Consider the following 17,892-nt stretch of genomic DNA (forward strand, 5'->3'; position numbering starts at 1 on the left):
CTCCTCAACCGGCGGCTTCACCTGCCCAGCCCGTGGCACCAGCATCCCTCCCGGCCACAAGCTACAAGCAACTCACCCCAAAGTCAGCGGCATTGCCTCTAGAAGCAGCAGGTGCGGCCGGCCCCTTGCGAGTGACCACCACCCCCTTTATAGTCAGTGTGACTATTAAGGGGGTGATGGTGCGTGCGGGGCTACGACAAGTACGCGTACGAACCCTTCGCGGTCACCGTCGACCTGGCCGTCCTCACCATCCGTGCCGGCGCGCTGCACGTCCTGCTCGTCGAGCGCGGACAGGAGCCGTACGCCGGCCGCTGGGCCCTGCCCGGTGGCTTCGTGCTGCCGGACGAGTCCGCGGAGGTGGCGGCGCGGCGTGAACTCGCCGAGGAGACCGGCCTGTCCGACGTCTCCGGGCTGCACCTGGAGCAACTGCGCACCTACAGCGAGCCGGACCGCGATCCCCGGATGCGGGTCGTCTCGGTGGCCTTCACCGCGCTGCTGCCCGATCCGCCCGAGCCGTACGGCGGCGGCGACGCCACGCAGGCCCGCTGGGTGCCGTACGACACGGCCCGGCCGCTGGCGTTCGACCACGACCGGATCCTGGCCGACGCGCACGAGAGGGTCGGGGCCAGGTTCGAGTACACCGGTCTCGCCACCGCCTTCTGCCCGCCCGAGTTCACCCTCGGCGAGCTCCAGCAGGTCTACGAGGCCGTGTGGGGCACCCCGCTCGACCGGCCCAACTTCCGGCGCAAGGTGCTCGCCACCCCCGGCTTCGTCACACCGGTCCCCGGCGCCGCGCGCCTGACCGGAGGCCGCGGCAAACCCGCCGCCCTCTACCGCGCGGGCGACGCCGCCGCCCTGCACCCGCCCCTCCTCCGCCCGTCCCGGGAAGGACGCCCCGCATGACCTCCACCACCGTCCGCAAGCGCGCCGCCACCGGCTCCCTGATCGGCCTCGCCCTCGGGGACGCGCTCGGTTTCCCGACCGAGTTCAGCAACGTGCCGTCGATACTCGCCAAGTTCGGGCCCTGGCGGGAGATGGAACTGCCGGCGCCCGCCGTCGTCACGGACGACACGCAGATGACACTGGCGCTGGGGCGCGGCCTGCGCACCGCGACGGACCGTGGGGTGCTCGGACCGGGCGAACTGGCCGGGCCCGTGCGGCAGGAGTTCATCGACTGGAACCGCTCCCCGGAGAACGACCGGGCTCCCGGCAACACCTGCATCCGGGCCTGTGTCCTGCTGGAGCAGCCTGAGCGGCCCTGGCAGGACGCCAGCCAGATCCACTCCAAGGGATGCGGCGCCAACATGCGCGTCGCGCCGATCGGCCTCGTCCCCGGGCTGAGCGACGAACAGCGCGCGGGCGCCGCCCAGTTGCAGGCCGCCCTCACACACGGGCATCCCACGGCACTGGCCGCCTCCGACCTCACCGCGCACGCCGTACGGCTGCTCGCGCACGGCGCGGAGCCGACCGGGCTCGTCGGGCTGCTGCGGTCGTACGCCTACGAGAACCGCGACCGCTACCACGAGCGGTGGCTCGGCGACCTGTGGACGCGGGCCGGGGACGCCACGCCGGAGCAGTTCATCGCGCGCGGGTGGGACGAGTGCCTGGGGGTGCTCGACCGGCTGCGGGACGCCGTGCGGACCTTCTCCCCGGAGAACGACCCCTGCCTCGCCACGGGGGAGGGCTGGATCGCCGAGGAGGCGCTCGCCACCGGGCTGCTGTGCTTCCTGCAGTTCGTGGACGAGCCCCTGACCGCCCTGCGCCGGGCCGCGTGCACCTCCGGCGACTCCGACTCCATCGCGTGCCTGGCCGGGGCTTTCGCGGGCGCGTACCTCGGCGCCGAGGCCTGGCCCGCCGAGTGGGCGGACCGGATCGAGTACCGGAGTGAACTGGTGACGCTCGGCGCCCTCTGGGATCTCTGAGACGCCGGCCCGCCCGTCTCAGCGGGCGAGCGCCCCGCACCCGTCCGCACCGGGCTGACTAGGCTTGACGGACGTAGAGCCGATGTCGCACACCAGCAAGGAGCAGCCGTGGCGGTACGAGCGGTCCGGGGCGCCGTCCAACTCGAGCGGGACGAGGCCGGCCACATGGACGAGCAGGTCGGGGCCCTGCTCACCGCCGTCCTGGAGCGGAACGGGCTGACCACCGACGACCTGATCAGCATCTGGTTCACGGCCACGCCCGATCTGCACAGCGACTTCCCGGCCGCGGCCGCCCGCAAGCTCGGCATCCTGGACGTGCCGCTGATCTGCGCCCAGGAACTGGACATCGAGGGCGCCATGCCCCGCGTCGTCCGGGTGCTCGCGCACATCGAGTCCGACCGGCCGCGGGCCGGGATCAACCACGTGTACCTGGGCGCCGCCGCCGCTCTGCGCAAGGACATCGCCCAGTGAGAACCGCACTCGTCATCGGCACCGGACTCATCGGGACCTCCGCCGCCCTGGCCCTCGCCCAGCGCGGCGTCGTCGTCCACCTCGACGACCACGACCCCGAGCAGGCCCGCACGGCGACCGCGCTCGGCGCCGGTACGGACGAGGCGCCCGACGGGCCCGTCGACCTGGCGATCGTCGCCGCCCCGCCCGCGCACGTCGCCGCGGTGCTCGCCGACGCCATGCGGCGCGGCCTGGCGCGCGGCTACCTGGACGTGGCCAGCGTCAAGGGCGGCCCGCGCCGCGAGCTGGAGGCGCTCGGGCTCGACCTGACCCGGTACCTGGGCACGCACCCCATGTCGGGCCGGGAGAAGTCCGGCCCGCTGGCGGCGACCGGCGACCTCTTCGAGGGCCGCCCCTGGGTGCTCACCCCCACCAGGGACACCGACACCGAGGTGCTGAACCTCGCCCTGGAGCTGGTCTCGCACTGCCGTGCCGTGCCGGTCGTCATGGACGCCGACGCCCACGACCGGGCCGTGGCGCTCGTCTCGCACATGCCCCACCTGGTCTCCAGCATGGTCGCCGCCCGCCTGGAGCACGCCGAGGAGGCGGCCGTACGGCTGTGCGGGCAGGGCATCCGGGACGTGACCCGGATCGCCGCCTCCGACCCGCGGATGTGGATCGACATCCTCTCCGCCAACCCCGGCCCGGTCGCCGACCTGCTCGGCGACCTCTCCGCCGACCTCGACGAGACCGTCCGGGCGCTGCGCGCCCTGCAGTCCTCCGACGAGGCCAAACGCCGTCAGGGGACCGGTGGCATCGAGGACGTGCTGCGGCGGGGCAACGCCGGGCAGATCCGGGTGCCCGGCAAGCACGGCTCCGCGCCGCGCGTGTACGAGGTCGTCGCGGTGCTCATCGACGACCAGCCGGGCCAGCTGGCCCGCATCTTCGCCGACGCCGGTCAGGCCGGGGTCAACATCGAGGACGTGCGGATCGAGCACGCGACGGGGCAGCAGGCCGGTCTCGTGCAGCTGATGGTCGAGCCGAAGGCGGTGCCCGTGCTGTCGGCGGCGCTGCAGGAGCGGGGCTGGGCGATCCGCCAGTAGGCGATCCGCCGGTGGGGGAGCGCCTCCGCGCCGGGCGGGTGGGCCGGACGAGTGACCCGCACCCAGTAACCTTGTGCGGGGCACCGTCCCGCCCCAGATCGCCACCCCGGCCCAGGAAGGTCCCCACAGTGGAAAGCGTCCCGGCAGTGATTGTCGCCATCGACGGCCCCTCCGGCACGGGCAAGTCCAGCACGTCGAAGGCGGTGGCCGCGCAGCTCGGCCTGAGCTACCTGGACACCGGTGCCCAGTACCGGGCGATCACCTGGTGGATGGTGACCAACGGGATCGACGTCGCCGACCCGTCGGAGATCGCCGCCGTGGCGGGCAAGCCGGACATCGTCTCGGGCACCGACCCGGCCAACCCGACGATCACGGTCGACGGCGTGGACGTCGCCGGACCGATCCGCACCCAGGAGGTCACCTCCAAGGTCAGCGCGGTCAGCGCCGTACCCGAGGTGCGCGCCCGGATCACCGAGCTGCAGCGCTCGATCGCCACCGAAGCGGAGCGGGGCATCGTCGTCGAGGGCCGTGACATCGGCACGACGGTGCTGCCCGACGCCGACCTGAAGATCTTCCTCACCGCCTCCCCGGAGGCCCGCGCCGCCCGGCGCAGCGGTGAGCTGAAGGACGCGGACGTGAACGCCACCCGCGAGGCCCTGATCAAGCGGGACGCCGCCGACTCCAGCCGCAAGGCCTCGCCGCTCGCGAAGGCGGGCGACGCGGTCGAGGTGGACACCACCGACCTCACGCTGCCGCAGGTCATCGAGTGCGTCGTCACCCTCGTCGAGGAGAAGCGGGCGGCGAAGTGACCGAGGCACGGTCCCTGCGGGGCGCGGAGGTCGGCCGGCGCATCGGCCTCCCGCTGATGCACGCGCTGTGGCGGCCCCGGGTGCTCGGCGCCTGGAAGGTTCCGGCGAGCGGCCCGGCGATCCTCGCCGTGAACCACTCGCACAACGTCGACGGCCCGATGGTGATGGGCGTCGCGCCCCGGCCGGTGCACTTCCTGATCAAGAAGGAGGTGTTCGTCGGCCCGCTCGAACCCTTCCTGACCGGCATCGGCCAGGTCAAGGTGGACCGGCAGAGCACCGACCGTACGGCGGTCACCCGGGCGCTGGACGTGCTGTCGGCCGGCGGTGTGCTGGGGATATTCCCGGAGGGCACCCGGGGTGAGGGCGACTTCGCCTCGCTGCGCGCCGGGCTCGCCTACTTCGCCGTGCGCAGCGGTGCCCCGGTCGTCCCGGTCGCCGTACTGGGAAGTTCCGAGCGGCGAGGACGGTTGGTGAAGGCGCTGCCCCCGCTGCGGCACCGGATCGACGTCGTCTTCGGCGAACCGTTCGAGGCGGGCGACGGCAGCGGACGGCGTACGCGCACGGCGCTGGACGAGGCGACCGAGCGCATCCAGAAGCAGCTCACCGAGCACCTGGCGCAGGCCAGACGGCTCACCGGCAGGCTGTCCGGCCCCGGCGGCCGGGCCTGAGGCCCGCGGCCGGACCGGAAAAACGCCAGGCGCCCGGACGGGCGCTGGGCGACACTGAGTAGTGGATCACCCCGAACAGGGGCAATCCACCGATCACCACGATGAACGACGAGGTACGGACTTCATGAACGACCAGACCCAGCCCGACGGCTCGGACGCGTTCGAGCACGATCACGGGGCGCTCGGCGACGTCGAGTACGCGGAGTTCATGGAGCTCGCCGCCGAAGAGGGCTTCGACCCGGAGGAGGTCGAGGGCGCGATCGAGGAGGCCGGTCACGGACCGCTGCCCGTCCTCGCCGTCGTCGGCCGCCCGAATGTCGGCAAGTCGACCCTGGTGAACCGCATCATCGGCCGCCGCGAGGCCGTCGTCGAGGACAAGCCGGGCGTCACCCGCGACCGCGTCACCTACGAGGCCGAGTGGGCGGGCCGCCGCTTCAAGGTCGTCGACACCGGCGGCTGGGAGCAGGACGTCTTCGGCATCGACGCCTCCGTGGCCGCGCAGGCCGAGTTCGCCATCGAGGCGGCCGACGCGGTCGTCTTCGTGGTCGACGCCAAGGTGGGCGCCACCGACACCGACGAGGCGGTCGTACGCCTGCTGCGCAAGGCCGGCAAGCCCGTCGTGCTGTGCGCCAACAAGGTGGACGGCCCGAGCGGCGAGGCCGACGCCTCCTACCTGTGGTCCCTCGGCCTCGGCGAGCCCCACCCCGTGTCGGCGCTGCACGGCCGCGGCACCGGCGACATGCTGGACGCGGTCCTGGAGGCGCTGCCCGAGGCACCGCGCGAGGGCTTCGGCGGGGCCGGCGTCGGCGGACCGCGCCGCGTCGCCCTGATCGGCCGCCCGAACGTCGGCAAGTCCTCGCTGCTGAACAAGGTGGCGGGCGAGGAGCGCGTCGTCGTCAACGAACTCGCCGGCACCACCCGTGATCCGGTCGACGAGCTGATCGAACTCGGCGGCAGGACCTGGAAGTTCGTCGACACGGCGGGCATCCGCAAGCGCGTCCACCTCCAGCAGGGCGCCGACTACTACGCCTCGCTGCGCACCGCGGCCGCCGTCGAGAAGGCCGAGGTGGCCGTCGTCCTCATCGACGGCGCCGACTCCATCTCGGTGCAGGACCAGCGGATCGTCACCATGGCCGTGGAGGCGGGCCGCGCGCTCGTCCTCGCGTACAACAAGTGGGACACCCTCGACGAGGAGCGCCGCTACTACCTGGAGCGGGAGATCGAGACCGAGATGGGCCAGGTCTCCTGGGCGCCTCGCGTCAATGTCTCGGCGCGCACCGGGCGGCACATGGAGAAGCTGGTCCCGGCGATCGAGACGGCGCTCGCGGGCTGGGAGACGCGCGTCCCGACGGGCCGGCTGAACGCCTTCCTGGGCGAGCTGGTCTCCGCCCATCCGCACCCGGTCCGGGGCGGCAAGCAGCCACGCATCCTGTTCGGCACCCAGGCGGGCACGAAGCCGCCGCGGTTCGTGCTCTTCGCCTCCGGCTTCATCGAGGCGGGCTACCGGCGCTTCATCGAGCGCCGGCTGCGCGAGGAGTTCGGCTTCGAGGGGACGCCGATCCACATCTCGGTGCGGGTGCGCGAGAAGCGCGGCGCCAAGAAGAAGTAGCGACAGCAAAGAGGGCGGCCCCGGTGGGGGCCGCCCTCTCAGATTCCCCGGCGGGGGCCGGGTGGCAGTGCGGGGATGTGGTGCATCCCGGTGGCGTGCTGCTGCCCGATGGTCCCGACCCGCTGCCAGGTCGGCTGCTGCCCGCCACCGTGCCGGGTGCTCTGGGCGCCCGCGCTGTAGGCGCCGTACGAGCCGTTGTGCGAACCAGAGCCGTGCCCCAGGTTGCCGAACGCCGTGAACCCCAGATCCTCCTCGCCGCGCCGGTCGCCCGGCAGCGCACGGAAGGACTTGACGTACTCGGCGTAGAGCGCGTCGTAGATCGGCGTGGCCGATTGCCCGCCGGAATGATCCTGACCGGACCGAGCGGACGGGATCGGCTGCAAGGACTGGCGGCGGGGAACGTCGTATGCGTGCACGTATGTCCAAACGACCCCGAGCGGGAAGGGATGCGGTCGCGGGAACGCCTCAAGGGGTGCGGCGCACGGCGCGGCCGGCCAGCGACGCCCCGTGCCCGCCGGGGCTCCTGCCCACCCGGACGCCGGCGTGCGTCACGTTCCCGCGAGCGGCAGCACGCTCGCGACCAGCTTGCCGCCCGCCGCGGCCTTGTCCAGCGCGTCCCGCAGCAGGTCCTCCCGGGGCTGCCGGCCGATGGACCCGACCGGCGCGGCGAACATGAGCACCTGCTGGTGCTTGTTCGCGGCCGCCCGCCAGCCGTCCGTCACCTGCAACGGCTGGTGCGCCTGCCACCAGGCCACCGGCTGCCCGCCGTTCATCCCCGGCTGGAGCACCGCGTGCAGCTGCCCCATGGCGAGCAGCACGGACCAGCCGTGCAGCACCGGCGGGACGGAGTTCAGCTCGGTCACCGGCATGAAGCCCTGCTCGATCAGCAGCGGCAGGAAGTCGTCCCCGGCGCCGGTGGAACCGGGGCGCACGATCGGGCCGGTGGGCTCGACGACCAGTGCCGGGTGCAACTCCCCGGCGATCAGGACGAGTCCGCTGGTCACGCCGAGCACGGCCTGCTCGGGCGTCACCTTCGCGGGCTCCAGGTCCACGGAGTTGCCACTGATGGACCTCACCGCGCCCTGGAGCTGTTCCTCGGTGACCTGGACGACCTGCGAGGGCAGGCAGCCGGCGTGGGCGAAGGCGAGCACGGCGGTCTCGTCGCCGATGAACAGGACGGTGCTGGTCCGTTCGCGCTCGGAGTCGCCCGGGGTGCGGCAGGACGTGCAGTCATAACTGCCCGGGGCGTTGTCTCCGGCGAGCAGCCGGTCGGCTTCTTCGTCGCCGATCTCGGCGCGTACCTCGTCGCTGACGTCGAGCATGCGCGGCACGGGTGGCTCCCTCGGGATGCGATGCGTGGCGAGGCCGGGTGGCTCCCGGCCTGTGGGCCGGGGTGCGTCCCCGGCTCATGAAGAAGACAACGGCCGAGCTGTGGCGGTAGTCACGCTGCCCGGCGCACGGAATCGAACCGTCCACCGCACACGGTCACGACTGGCATGAAATCGAACACACTGCGTCAAGTGAGCGTCACCGTAAGGGATTTGAGTCGGTGAGGTGGGTCACAGCATAAAGGAGGGAGTGGTCGACAAATACCGAAATCGGCGAATGAAATGGGTGGCCGGAAATTTCTGCTACCTCAGGTAACAGTGAACTGGCCTGGGGTGACGGGCAGTTGGTTGATCCGGCCTCGTGATGCTCCGTACATTCCTGCGCCGTGTGCAACGAGCACCGCTCGGGTTTCGTCCACCGGCCCGGGCCGGCCGCGGCAGGCCGGTCCACTTCACCACCTCCGGCGGGACGGGGCCGGCGCGACGACCACGCCCCCGCGTGGGGACCGCGCCAGGCCTGGGGGACCCCGGGTAGGCGGAGAGGGAATCACATGTCCGAATGTGCCGATACCACCCGCGACAGCGTCCGTAAGGCGCGTACGACGGCGGTCCTCACCGGGGCGGCCCTGCTCGCCCCGCTCGGCCTGCTGGCAGCCGGCGGTACCGCCACCGCGGCGGACGGCGGAGTGTGGGACCGCATCGCCCAGTGCGAGAGCGGCGGCGACTGGCACATCAACACCGGCAACGGCTACTACGGCGGACTCCAGTTCTCCGCCGGCACCTGGCGCGCGTACGGCGGCACCGCCTACGCCCCGACCGCCGACCAGGCGTCCAGGGAGCAGCAGATCGCCGTCGCCACCCAGGTGCAGCGGGCCCAGGGCTGGGGCGCCTGGCCCGTCTGCTCGACGCGCGCCGGGGCGTACGGCGGCGCGCCGGCCGCACCGGAGGCGTCCGCGGGGAACTCGGCCCCTGCGCGGCAGCCGGCCCCGGCGCAGCAGCGGTCGTCGCAGCCCGCGCAGGCGCGCGAGTGGGGGCACACCGACCGGGACGCGTCCCGCGGCGACCACACCGTCCGCCAGGGCGAGACGCTGAGCGGCATCGCGGCCCGCAACGGCACCACCTGGCAGCGCCTCTTCGCCGCCAACAAGGCCGTCATCGGCGGTGATCCCGATGTGATCGTGCCCGGGCAGCGCCTCGCACTCTGAGCCGCGCCCTCCGGGCCGCGCCCTGCTGAACGCGGCGCGGTGCCCCGCCCGGTCCGCCGACCGGGTGGGGCACCGGCACCCGCCGGGCGCGGCTCGGCCGGCGCGGGGGGCGCGCTGCCTAGCGTGATCCGATGAACAGAAAATCACTCACACTCGGCCTCGCCGCGACCGTGCTCACCGTCCTCGCCCCCGTCGCCGCCCAGGCGGCACCCCCGGCGTCCCCCGCGACCGGCCCGTCCACCGTGCGCTCGGCCTTCGCGTGCGCCGACGACCAGTGGCCCTGGGGCTGCGTCGCCAAGTGCGAGAGCGGCGGCCGCTGGAGCCTCAACACCGGGAACGGCTACTACGGCGGCCTGCAGTTCTCGCAGCCCACCTGGAAGGCGTACGGCGGCCTGAAGTACGCCCCGCGCGCGGACCTGGCCACCCGGGCGGAGCAGATCGCCGTCGCGCGGGAAGTGGTCGCCGAGCAGGGGTGGGGGGCCTGGCCGGTCTGCGCGCAGCGATACGGCCTCAAGGGACGCTGGTACACCGTCAAGCGCGGGGACACGCTGGCCTCCATCGCCCGCGCGTACCGGATCGGGGGCGGCTGGAAGGCCCTCTACGACGCCAACAGGCAGACGATCGGGCCCAGTCCCGGGCGGATCGGGACCGGCATCACACTGATCATCCCGGGCAGTGCGGCCCGTACCCAGCACGCCCCCGCGGTGTTCGGCCCGCCGCTTCCCGTGCGATGAAATGGACCGGTTCGAAGCCCTGGTCGCCGTGCGGCGCACCGCGGACGTGCTTCACCTCGCCCGCACGGCCTAAGGTGTTCACGCCGTCGGTTTCGATTCAAACCCGGTTCACCTGCTCGTTACGCTGATGTGATGGCAACGTCATGACTCGCGGACCCGGTCGAGGGTAAGTTCGATCGTCCGGCTCCGGGGCGACCACCAGCGCCGGCCGGGTGACGTCCCACGAGCAAGGAGATCAACACGGTGCCCGTCCGCCGCCTCGTACATCCCCCGCGGCCCACTTCCGAAGATGTCCCGTCCGTTCCGGAACCACGGGACGGTGCTCCCGGGGACCACGGCAAGCCGTCAGCTCCGGCGGCGGGCGGCGCGGGACTCAGGCTCGACATCCAGGGCCTGCGCGCGGTGGCGGTCACCCTCGTGGTGCTCGGCCACTCCGGAGTGTCCTCGGTCGCCGGCGGATTCGTCGGCGTCGACGTCTTCTTCGTGATATCCGGGTTCCTCATCACCTCGCTGATGCTGCGCGAATGGCGCCGCGACGGCCGGATCTCGCTGGGCCGCTTCTACGCCCGCCGGGCGCTGCGCCTGCTGCCGGCGTCCACCCTCGTCGTCGTGGCGACGCTGGCGGGCTCCTGGCTGTTCCTGGGGCCGCTGCGCTTCGCGGACTACGCCAAGGACGCCATCGCCTCCGCCTGGTACGTCGTCAACTTCCGGCTGGCCGAGTCCGGGACGGACTACTTCAACACGGACGTGCCGCCCTCGCCGTTCCAGCACTTCTGGTCGCTGGCGGTGGAGGAGCAGTTCTATCTGATCTGGCCCATCGTCCTGATCGTCGGGCTCAAGCTGTTCCGGCGCCGGGTGCTGCTCGCCATCCCCCTGCTCACGCTGGCCGTCGCCTCCTTCGCGCTGAGCCTGCACCTCACCGAAACCTCCCCGTCCTGGGCCTACTTCGGCTCGCAGGCGCGGATCTGGGAGCTCGCGGTGGGCGCCCTGCTGGCCCTCGCGGCACACCGCCTGGACGACATCCCCCGCCCCGTCGCGGCCGTCGTCAGCTGGGCCGGCCTGGCCGCCATCGCCTACGCGGCCGTCGCCTTCGACGAGAGCACCCCCTTCCCCGGCTACAACGCCGTGATCCCCGTCGCCGGTGCCGCCGCCGTCCTCGCCGGAGGTGCCGCGGCCGGCCGCTGGGGCGCCGGAGCGGTCCTCTCCCTGCGCCCCGCCGTCTGGATCGGCGGGGTCTCCTACGCCTGGTACCTGTGGCACTGGCCGCTCATCATCATCGTCCCGGCCGCGGCCGGATTCGGCGAGAAGGACGGACCGCTGCGGCTGATCGCGGCGCTCGGCGGCATCGTCCTCGCCTGGGCCACCCTCCACCTGGTGGAGAATCCCATGCGCTTCCACCGCGCGTTCAAGGCCCGGGCCCGCAGGGGCCTGTCGGCGGGTCTCGGCCTGTCGGCCGTGGCGGCCGCGGCCGCGGTGCTCGCCGCGCAGTTCCCGCCGGCCCTGAACGAGGGCGCGGCCCGGCCGGACACCAAGGAGACCCTCGCCACCGCGTCCGACCCGCGCGCCGCGCTGACCGAACTGCTGCGGCAGCCGGTGGAGAAGCTGCCGTCCAACCTCACGCCGAGCATGCGGGACACGGCGTACGAGCGGTCCGCGGTCTACACCGACGGCTGCGCGCTGACCATGACCGGGACGGTGCAGACGCAGCCCTGCCTGTACGGCGACAAGGACGCCGAACGCAGCGTGGTCCTGTTCGGCGACTCGCACGTCGCGCAGTGGTTCCCGGCGCTCGACGCGATCGCCCGCAAGCACCACTGGAAGCTGTACTCGTTCACCAAGAACGCCTGCAAGATCTCCCACATCACCATCGAGTGGAACGGCGGCCCGTACTCGACCTGTGACGACTGGCGGGCGGTCACCATCGAGAAGATCCGCAAGATGAAGCCCGAACTCGTCATCACGTCGAGCTCCAACTCGGCGAAGCTGTACGGCGAGGGCGACATGGCCGAGGTCTGGGGCAAGGGCCAGGCCGAGACGTACCGGATGCTCCAGGAGGGCGGCACCCGGGTGCTCACCGTGCTGGACAACCCCTGGCCGAAGAACAACGCGGTGGACTGCGCCGTGGCGCATCCGGACAGCCTGAGCGACTGCGCCCGGCACCGTTCGCAGGCCGACCGCAAGCCCGAGGTCACGCAGGCCATCCGGGAGGCGGCCGCCGCCGAGGACGTGACGGTCCTCGACCCCTACGACTGGATCTGCGCCCCGTCCGGCACCTGCCCGACCGTGGTCGGCAACACCATGGTCTACCGCGACTTCGGGCACCTGGCGGACGGCTATGTCGAGGCGCTCACCCCGGTGGTGGAGGACTACCTGCTGGAGCTCTACGGAGAGGACCTGAGCCGGCGCCCGGGTGCGTGAGACACCGGGTGCGTGACACTTGCCCCCGCTGGAAACCTCCGCCCGTCTGCTGCGCCTGCTCTCCCTCCTCCAGGCCCACCGTGACTGATCCGGAGCCGAGCTCGCCGAACGCCTCGGTGTCACCCCGCGCACGGTGCGCCGGGACGTCGACCGGCTGCGCGAGCTCGGCCATCCGGTCGCCGTCGGCCTGCGCACGGCCGCCGGGCAGGGCGTCGAGCGCATCGGCGAGACCCCCGTAGGGGCGCTCGCCGAATTGGAGCAGGTGCTGTCGAGCCGGCTGCGTCGCAGCGGGGGCGCGCTCAACGCCTTCACCGTGCCGATGTCCGGCGGCGCACCCGGGCCGTCGTCGACCCGGCGCTCCTGACCGAACCGGCGGGGCTGTGCCGGGACGCCGAACGGCCGCGCTTCGCCTGCCTCGCCCACGACCGTGATGCTGCGGGGCCTCGGGTCCGAGGTGCTCCGGCCGGCCGAGCTGAGCGAGGCCGTCACGGCCGCCCGGGACCGCCCGAGCCGGGCTGGAGAACGCCGCGAGCACCCGCCATGATGCTCGCGCCGCCGCGGGCGGAGCCGGGGTATACGGGGATCCTGTGCCGAATGCGTGTGTTTCCTGTGCTGTTCCGCCATTCGGCGGACCGGCCCGCTGCCGAAAAGGAAAGGCGTCGCCGGACCGTCCAGGGACACTCTTCGAACGAGCTTTCCGCCGCTATTCGGAGTGCCGCGCGGACACACGGGAATTGCGTTCGAATACATGCGTAAGGCGTACGGAACCGCCCTTCCGTGTGACGAAGCGACACCGAAACGCATGTCGTGATCCTGTGACAGAAGTGTGACCGGAGGGGGATCGGTGACCCTCGGTGCAGGCCTCGCACTTCCCCGCCCGTGGCGCAGCGCCTAGCGTGGCGTCATGGCACCGTTCTCGACATCCGAACCCGATGACGATCCCGAGACCTACGTCGGCCTCACCCAGCCGGACGCCGAGGAACGCGCGCGTGGGCGCGGCTGGACCACGGTGCGCTCGCTGGCACCAGGGACGATCATCACGATGGAGTACCGGGCCGGCCGGCTGAACTTCGAGGTCAAGGACGGCAGCGTGGCGCGGGCCTGGAAGGGCTGACGGGACATGGCGAAGCCCCGGTTCCCGAGGTGGGGACCGGGGCCTTCGGCGTATGTCCGTCCGGGCCGGTCAGCCGCCCGTGAGCGGGCGGGCCGCCGGTGTCGAGCCGCGTGCCACACGCTCGGGGTGCTGCGGGCGGCGGCTGCCGGTCGGGGTGACCGGCGTGCGCTCCGAGCGGGCGGTGTGCGGCCCCGGCGCCAGGAAGATGGGCGCCCGCGGGGCGCGGGCCGTCGTCGGGGAGATCTCGCGCGGCGGCGCCTCCTCCACGGCGGCCGTGAGCGTGCCGGCCGCGACCGCTGCCGCGGCCGGCACCGGAGCGGGCCGCGGCGCCGTACGGCGCGCGCCGGCCAGCAGCCGGTCGCGCAGCTCCAGCAGCCAGGCCTCGGCCTGGGCGATGGGCGGCTCGAACCACGGCAGTCCCAGCAGGATCAGCAGCCCCGCGGCCCAGCCCAGCAGCACATCGCTCAGCCAGTGCGTACCGAGGTAGACGGTGGTCAGGCCGACGCTGAGCGACAGGACGGCCGACAGGGCCGACAGCCAGCGCCGGGCCCGTGGCGAGGTGGCCAGATAGGCGAGGATGCCCCAGGTCACGACGGCGTTCGCGGTGTGACCCGAGGGAAATATGTCACTGCCCGCTTGGAACCAGTGCCACATCTCGTTGGAGCCGACCTCGGTCGCGTAGTGCGGACCCGAGCGGCCCAGGCCGTACTTCACGGCGCCGACCGACACGTTCAGCAGCAGCAGCGCCGCGCCGAAGGCGAGCAGCGGACGCACCGTGTGCTGCCGCCAGGAGCGCCAGCCGAGCCAGGCGGCGACCATCACGGCGGTCGGGCCGCGCTGGCCGAGGACCACCCAGTAGTCCAGGAAGGCGTGGATCTCCGGCCACTGCTGGTACGGCCGGAAGAGCATCGCCTGCCAGTCGAACCGGACCAGCCACGAGGTGGTCACCACGGCCAGGACGATCGTGAGGTAGAAGGCGAGAGTCGCGCCGAAGAGCACCACCCGGTGCCGCGTCATACGCGGCACCTCGAGGACCGGCCGCACGGGTTCGCGGTCCAGCCGGGCGAAGATCCGGTCGAGCCGGGTCAGCTTTGGTTCGGTACGCACCCAATCGACGTTACAGCGAGTGAGCTGTGTTCCCCGACGAATCACCGGGGTTGTAATGACGATGTGATGTGGGATTGCTCTCAGGAACGGGTCTATTTCAAGGGAATCCGGTAATAGGCAGGTCTCCTTCCCTTGATTTCCTTTGATCATTCCGGTGGGGCTGTATTAGGCCGCCTGTGTAATCGTTCACCCGATCATCCGCAGGAATTCCCCTCGGGCTCACCGGCCGCGCGGGCGCCTCACGGCGGTCCGGAGCCGTTCAGCCAGAACGCTCCGTACACCGCCGAGGCCACCGCGGCGCCGCCGACGGCCAGGGCGCGACCCCGGGTGCTCAGCCGGGCCAGGGCGAGGGCGAGCGGCAGCAGCAGGGGGAACGCCGGGAGCAGCAGGCGCGGCTTCGAGCCGAAGTAGCTCGACGCGCCCAGGGCGAGGGCGGTGACGACCCCCGCGTACACCAGGAGGGGAAGCGGCTGACGCTGCCGGACGCACACGAGGTAGAGCCGGACGAGCAGGGCCACCCCGGCGATCAGCGCCAGACCGGCCAGGGCCGAGGGGAACGATGTGAACTTCTCGGCGATGAAGCGGGCGAAGGCGTAGCCGCCGTCGAAGCCGTTGCGCCAGCCCGCCTGGACGTCGAGATAGCCGAGCGGGCCGCTGCCGGTGCGGTGGCCGACCCAGAGCACGTACCCGGCGGTTCCGAGGGGCGCGAGGAGCATGCCGAGGGCGCGCCGCCAGGCCGGTGCGCCGTCCGGGGGCAGGTGACGGGCGGGGGAGGGGGCGGGTTCGTCCGGGTGCGCGCCGTTGATGGGCGCCGTGCTCCGGTGGTGCGCGGATGGAGCAGTGCCGGCACGCTCCCGGAGGAAGGCGGCGATGCCCGCGGCCCAGACCGCCGCGACCACCGCGAGCCCCACGGGCCGGGTAAGACCCGCCAGCAGGGCCAGGGTGCCCGCGGTGAGCCAGCGGCCGGTGAGGACCGCGTACAGCGACCAGGCGGCGAGCGCGGTGAACAGCGACTCGCTGTACGCCATGGACTGCACGATCCCCACCGGAAGTACCGCCCACAGCAGCACGGCGTACAGGCCTGCCCGGCGGCCGTACACCTGGGCGGCGACCGCGAAGATCCCCCCGGCCGCCGCGAGTGAGGCGAACAGGCCGACGACGAAGCCGGCGCCCGCGTACGACAGCGGGGTCGTCGCGTGCAGCAGCCGCTCCAGCCAGGGCAGCAGCGGGAAGAAGGCGAGGTTGGAGTGGACGTCGCCGTTCGGCAGCCGCACCTCGTAGCCGTACCCCAGCTCCGCGACCCGGGTGTACCAGAGGGAGTCCCAGCGGGCGGTCAGCAGTGTGTACGCGCTCTTGTCGCGGGCGGCACTCCAGACGGCGAGTACGAGCAGGCCGAGGGCGCGGACGGCCGCGTACCCGAGCAGGGCCGCAGCCGCCGCCCCGAGTGCCCGGGGTGCCACGCGTGTCTCAAGATCGGTCACGGGCTCGATTATCGACGGCGGCCGGAACCGGCCCGCCGGACCTGGCGTGATGGAGGGGGAGGGTAGTGGCGCACGCCACACCGTTCCGCCATCTGTATGAGAGCTCCGCCACGTGACCCCGTCACGAACTCGCGTACGCTGACGTGCCACTCGCCATTCGTTGCGCGGGCCGGAGACCACCGCTCCTCTCCGGCCGAGTCGCGGGAGGTCCCCGCCCCCCGTGAGCCCGCCGAGGCGAGGGAACATCTGGGAGGTACGTACATGTCCGGGACGACCACGGCTGCCGTCGGGCCGCGCGGTCGGGCGGCCGGGGCCGGTGCCAACCGCTGGGTCGTTCTCGTGGTCCTCTGCACCAGCCTGCTGCTGGTCGCCGTCGACGCGACCGTGCTGCACGTGGCGGTGCCCGCCGTCACCGAGGACCTGCGGCCGAGCGCGATGGAGCTGCTCTGGATCGTCGACACCTACCCGCTCGTCTGCGCCTCGCTGCTGATCCTCTTCGGCACCCTCGGTGACCGGGTGGGCCGCAGACGGATCCTGCTGCTCGGATACGCCCTGTTCGGCGTCGCCTCCGCGATGGCGGCCGTCGCCCACGACCCGCAGGCGCTGATCCTGGCCCGGGCGCTGCTCGGCGTCGGCGGCGCGATGATCATGCCGGCGACGCTGTCGATCCTGCGGCAGGTCTTCCCCGACCGGCGCGAACGGGCGCTCGCCATCGGCGTCTGGAGTGCGGTGGCCGCGGTCGGCGCGGCGGTCGGGCCGCTGCTCGGCGGCTTCCTCCTGGAGCACTTCTGGTGGGGCTCGGTGTTCCTCGTCAACATCCCGTTGATGCTGGTCAGCCTCCCGGTCGGGAGGCTTCTGCTGCCCGAGTCGACGGGCGGCGAGGACGGGCCCTGGGACGTGGCGGGCGCGCTGATGGCGGCGGCCGGCCTGTTCGGGGTGGTTCTCGGGATCAAGCGCCTGGGCGGCGGGGAGCCGGCCGGCAGCCTGCTCACCGTGATGCCGCTGCTCGTGGGTGCGGCGCTGCTCGCGCTGTTCGTACGGCGACAGCGGCGGCGCAAGCATCCCCTGGTGGATCTGCGGATGTTCACGCGGCCGGCGTTCAGCACTTCGGTCGGGTGCATCGTGCTGGCGATGCTCGCCCTGGTGGGGCTGGAGCTGATCGCGGCGCAGTATCTGCAACTCGTGCTCGGGCTGTCGCCGCTGGAGACGGGGCTGAGGCTGCTGCCGCTGACCGTGGCGGCGATGGCGGCGGGGCTGTTCGGGGCGCGGATGCTGCGGCTGTTCGGGCCCCGGCGGATGGTCTGTGCGGGGTTCTGCCTGACCGCGCTGGCGGTCGTGCTGCTCACCGCGATGGGGCGGCAGGACCAGGCGCCGTTGCTGCTCACCGGGTTCGTACTGCTGGGGTTCGGTCTGGAGACGACCCTGTTCGGGGCGTACGAGTCCATGCTGAGCGAGGCGCCGGCGGAGCAGGCGGGCGGCGCCGCGGCGATAGGGGAGACGTCGTACCAACTCGGGGCGGGGATCGGCATCGCGCTGCTCGGGACGGTGATGAACGCGGCGTACGCACCCGGGTTGTCCTCCGTGCCGGGCGTTCCGGCGGCGGCGTCGGCCGCCGCGGGGCGTTCGCTGGGCGAGGCGTACGACGTGGCGGGCGAGCTCGGGGGCTCGGCCGGACAGGCACTGCGGCGCGCGGCCCGGGACAGCTTCGTGCACGGACTGCATGTGACGTTGCTGGTGAGCGCGGGGCTGCTGCTGCTCGGGGCGGTGATGGCGTTGCGGTTGCCGCGGGTGATGCAGTGTGATGCCGATGTCGCCGTGGAGGTGCCGTCGCCGCGTGCCGAGGCCGGGTCCGCCACCCACGCACCGCCTGTGCGCGTCCGTTGAGGGGTGGCGTGCGGGTGATCGCAGCCGGGGGTCTGCGGGTGGTTGCCCCGCGACTCCCCG

At 72.6% G+C, this 17,892-nt stretch carries 16 protein-coding genes and 1 pseudogene; 13 read left to right on the forward strand and 4 right to left on the reverse strand.

The window, feature by feature from the left end; all coding sequences use genetic code 11:
- Positions 1-183 precede the first annotated feature (183 nt).
- The 7 genes from ACGF8A_RS00005 (at position 184) to der (ending at position 6,561) form a co-directional block, all read left to right on the forward strand.
- On the forward strand, positions 184-903 hold the full coding sequence (locus tag ACGF8A_RS00005) for an NUDIX domain-containing protein (RefSeq protein WP_393102500.1): 720 nt from the start codon (positions 184-186) through the stop codon (positions 901-903).
- A complete protein-coding gene (locus ACGF8A_RS00010) occupies positions 900-1,922 on the forward strand; it encodes an ADP-ribosylglycohydrolase family protein (protein ID WP_393102502.1) in 1,023 nt (340 codons plus the stop codon). Before ACGF8A_RS00005 ends, ACGF8A_RS00010 begins: the two co-directional genes overlap by 4 nt.
- A gap of 108 nt (positions 1,923-2,030) precedes the next feature.
- Positions 2,031-2,393 (forward strand): chorismate mutase, encoded by a 363-nt coding sequence (gene aroH, locus ACGF8A_RS00015; protein ID WP_393102504.1) that lies wholly within the window; start codon positions 2,031-2,033, stop codon positions 2,391-2,393.
- Entirely contained in the window at positions 2,390-3,475 is a 1,086-nt protein-coding gene (locus ACGF8A_RS00020) for a prephenate dehydrogenase (RefSeq protein WP_393102506.1), read from the forward strand. The genes aroH and ACGF8A_RS00020 overlap by 4 nt, the downstream gene beginning before the upstream one ends.
- Before the next feature lie 128 nt (positions 3,476-3,603).
- Positions 3,604-4,284, forward strand: a complete 681-nt coding sequence (cmk, locus tag ACGF8A_RS00025) for a (d)CMP kinase (RefSeq protein WP_393102508.1) — start codon at positions 3,604-3,606, stop codon at positions 4,282-4,284.
- On the forward strand, positions 4,242-4,952 hold the full coding sequence (locus tag ACGF8A_RS00030; RefSeq protein ID WP_393102510.1) for a lysophospholipid acyltransferase family protein: 711 nt from the start codon (positions 4,242-4,244) through the stop codon (positions 4,950-4,952). Before cmk ends, ACGF8A_RS00030 begins: the two co-directional genes overlap by 43 nt.
- Before the next feature lie 124 nt (positions 4,953-5,076).
- Positions 5,077-6,561 (forward strand): ribosome biogenesis GTPase Der, encoded by a 1,485-nt coding sequence (gene der / locus ACGF8A_RS00035; RefSeq protein WP_393102512.1) that lies wholly within the window; start codon positions 5,077-5,079, stop codon positions 6,559-6,561.
- A 38-nt stretch (positions 6,562-6,599) separates the two neighbouring features.
- Here der and ACGF8A_RS00040 read toward each other — a convergent pair whose 3' ends face one another.
- Complete coding sequence (locus tag ACGF8A_RS00040) at positions 6,600-6,977, reverse strand: hypothetical protein (RefSeq protein ID WP_393102514.1); 378 nt, start codon at positions 6,975-6,977, stop codon at positions 6,600-6,602.
- Between the two features lie 132 nt (positions 6,978-7,109).
- Complete coding sequence (locus tag ACGF8A_RS00045) at positions 7,110-7,892, reverse strand: hypothetical protein (protein WP_393102516.1); 783 nt, start codon at positions 7,890-7,892, stop codon at positions 7,110-7,112.
- Between the two features lie 548 nt (positions 7,893-8,440).
- Here ACGF8A_RS00045 and ACGF8A_RS00050 point away from each other — a divergent pair.
- The 5 genes and pseudogenes from ACGF8A_RS00050 to ACGF8A_RS00070 all read left to right on the forward strand — a co-directional run bounded on the left by ACGF8A_RS00050 (position 8,441) and on the right by ACGF8A_RS00070 (position 13,360).
- Entirely contained in the window at positions 8,441-9,094 is a 654-nt protein-coding gene (locus ACGF8A_RS00050; protein WP_393102518.1) for a transglycosylase family protein, read from the forward strand.
- 131 nt (positions 9,095-9,225) lie between these two features.
- The gene (locus tag ACGF8A_RS00055) at positions 9,226-9,828 is read left to right on the forward strand and encodes a transglycosylase family protein (protein WP_393102520.1); all 603 of its coding nucleotides are present in this window, start codon (positions 9,226-9,228) and stop codon (positions 9,826-9,828) included.
- A gap of 243 nt (positions 9,829-10,071) precedes the next feature.
- A complete protein-coding gene (locus tag ACGF8A_RS00060; RefSeq protein WP_393102522.1) occupies positions 10,072-12,246 on the forward strand; it encodes an acyltransferase family protein in 2,175 nt (724 codons plus the stop codon).
- 28 nt (positions 12,247-12,274) lie between these two features.
- Positions 12,275-12,672, forward strand: a pseudogene (locus tag ACGF8A_RS00065) (HTH domain-containing protein); the annotation flags it as partial.
- 478 nt (positions 12,673-13,150) lie between these two features.
- Positions 13,151-13,360 carry an I78 family peptidase inhibitor gene (locus ACGF8A_RS00070; RefSeq protein WP_393102524.1) on the forward strand — a complete coding sequence of 70 codons (210 nt, stop codon included), beginning with the start codon at positions 13,151-13,153 and terminating at the stop codon, positions 13,358-13,360.
- Positions 13,361-13,429: 69 nt separating this feature from the next.
- Here the strand turns inward: ACGF8A_RS00070 and ACGF8A_RS00075 are convergent, their stop codons facing one another.
- Entirely contained in the window at positions 13,430-14,467 is a 1,038-nt protein-coding gene (locus ACGF8A_RS00075) for a phosphatase PAP2 family protein (protein WP_393102526.1), read from the reverse strand.
- 239 nt (positions 14,468-14,706) lie between these two features.
- Positions 14,707-15,948 (reverse strand): mannosyltransferase family protein, encoded by a 1,242-nt coding sequence (locus tag ACGF8A_RS00080; protein WP_393102528.1) that lies wholly within the window; start codon positions 15,946-15,948, stop codon positions 14,707-14,709.
- Between the two features lie 261 nt (positions 15,949-16,209).
- On the opposite strand from ACGF8A_RS00080, the gene ACGF8A_RS00085 reads away from it, so the two are divergent.
- Positions 16,210-17,832, forward strand: a complete 1,623-nt coding sequence (locus ACGF8A_RS00085; RefSeq protein WP_393102530.1) for an MFS transporter — start codon at positions 16,210-16,212, stop codon at positions 17,830-17,832.
- Positions 17,833-17,892: the final 60 nt, after the last annotated feature.

Source organism: Streptomyces sp. NPDC047706, assembly GCF_043204795.1.
Lineage (GTDB): Bacteria > Actinomycetota > Actinomycetes > Streptomycetales > Streptomycetaceae > Streptomyces.

Coding starts and splice junctions, on each gene's coding strand:
- ACGF8A_RS00010 (WP_393102502.1), top strand. CDS start 900: ATGACCTCCACCACCGTCCGCAAGCGCGCCGCCACCGGCTCCCTGATC.
- der (WP_393102512.1), top strand. CDS start 5,077: ATGAACGACCAGACCCAGCCCGACGGCTCGGACGCGTTCGAGCACGAT.
- ACGF8A_RS00050 (WP_393102518.1), top strand. CDS start 8,441: ATGTCCGAATGTGCCGATACCACCCGCGACAGCGTCCGTAAGGCGCGT.
- ACGF8A_RS00055 (WP_393102520.1), top strand. CDS start 9,226: ATGAACAGAAAATCACTCACACTCGGCCTCGCCGCGACCGTGCTCACC.
- ACGF8A_RS00070 (WP_393102524.1), top strand. CDS start 13,151: ATGGCACCGTTCTCGACATCCGAACCCGATGACGATCCCGAGACCTAC.
- ACGF8A_RS00085 (WP_393102530.1), top strand. CDS start 16,210: ATGTCCGGGACGACCACGGCTGCCGTCGGGCCGCGCGGTCGGGCGGCC.